Here is a 1,482-nt window from a genome sequence, read left to right on the forward strand (position 1 = left end):
ACTTGCCGCGGCGATCGGTGTTGACGATCTGGCGGCCCAACAGGCCCCGCCCACCTCCGATATGTTTTCTCTCCCTTCCCGCAACCCTCTGGGCCGCAGGGAGGAGGAGAGTGGGGAAGAGATCCATTAGGTCAGCGAAGCTCCCAGGTCACCTGGATCTGAACCGTGATTTCCAGCTCCCCGGCGGCCACCGGAACCGCGGCGGCTTCCGCGAAAGCGGCGCTGCGGGCCATCGGGACCGGCTGCGGGGAGGTGATTTCCGTGATGCTCACGATGCGGCCCAGCTGAGCCCCCAGGGCGCTGGCCAGCGTCTGCGCTCGGGCTTTCGCGTCCTCTGCGGCCAGTCGCCGCGCCTCCATCACCAGGCGGTCCGGATTCCCGATCTGGAAGGCGATCGCATCGACCCGGTTGGCCCCCGCTGCCACCGCTGCATCCACCCCCGGGCCCACGCGATCCAGATCCCGAAAGATGACTGTATACACATGGACGACGTGATAGATCGGAGGGCCGATCCGTCGGCCGGTCTGAGGATCCCGGGGTTCCTCGATCTGGATCTGGAAGGAAGCGGTCTGGATGTCCGCCTCGGCCACCCCGTGCTCTTTGAGCGCGGCCAGCACGGCCGATGCGCGCTGGTTGTTCTCCCTCAGGGCCATAGCGAGCGTTTCGCTCTCCGTTTCCACCCCCAGCGTCACCACCGCCTGATCCGGCCGCGCCCGTGTTGTCCCCACACCCATCACGGTGAGCCCGGTGGAAGCTCCCCCTGAGGCTGTGAAGGCGGCGGCGCGAATATCGGACGCCATGGGGGCTCCCGCGCCGGAAGGCGCAGTGGTAGGGCGACATGCGCTGATCAGCAACAATCCGATCATCGCTCCCCAACCGATCAGCCCGTGTGAGCCTTTCATCGTTGCCTCCTGGAAGATGATCTTCCCTCAACCGGCGACCTCCGGGGCTGCTCCATCCAGCCGATGGCCCTCAGAGGCCCGTTCCGACAAATAAGACGTCCAATGCGGATGGGGGGTTCCAGCGGAGAAACATATCCGCAGCATATCCTCCGCGGGGATCTCCGAGGCGGCGCCTGCCTGGCATAGGGGAACACGGCTGTATAGTAACCTGGAGAAATTGGTTGATGCCGCTTCGCGACGGGAGAGGGGGCAAGACCTGGATTTTGAAGGGCAGTCCTGGAGGTGCCGCCGGGCTCTGAAAGGCACTTTTCCCCTCCCTGCGCTCCGAGGCCGCGGGGAGGGGAGTTGGGATGCGGGGCCGTTGGGATACGGGGCCGAGAGCTGAAGCCCCCTGGTTCCACATCTCCTCCAAAAATCGGTGTTACGCCTTGGGCAACTTCCGAGCCCTCCTGTGGTTTTTGGGGCTGGGGCGCCGCCGACGGCGGCACCCCAGCCCCAAAACCTGCGGGAGAGTTTGAAAGTTGCACATGGCGATAGAAGAAATCCGGAGGAGCTCAGGGTTTCCTCCGAGCGTGATATT

General features: G+C 64.8%; 1 protein-coding gene. It reads right to left on the minus strand.

Annotated features, from left to right (window positions below):
- Nucleotides 1-131: 131 nt before the first annotated feature.
- Entirely contained in the window at nt 132-902 is a 771-nt protein-coding gene (locus tag NZM16_RS13300; protein ID WP_295480828.1) for an SIMPL domain-containing protein, read from the minus strand.
- Between the last annotated feature and the right edge of the window lie 580 nt (nt 903-1,482).

The organism is Thermoflexus sp. (assembly GCF_025055495.1).
Classification (GTDB): Bacteria; Chloroflexota; Anaerolineae; order Thermoflexales; family Thermoflexaceae; genus Thermoflexus.

Coding starts and splice junctions, on each gene's coding strand:
- NZM16_RS13300 (WP_295480828.1), bottom strand. CDS start 902: ATGAAAGGCTCACACGGGCTGATCGGTTGGGGAGCGATGATCGGATTG.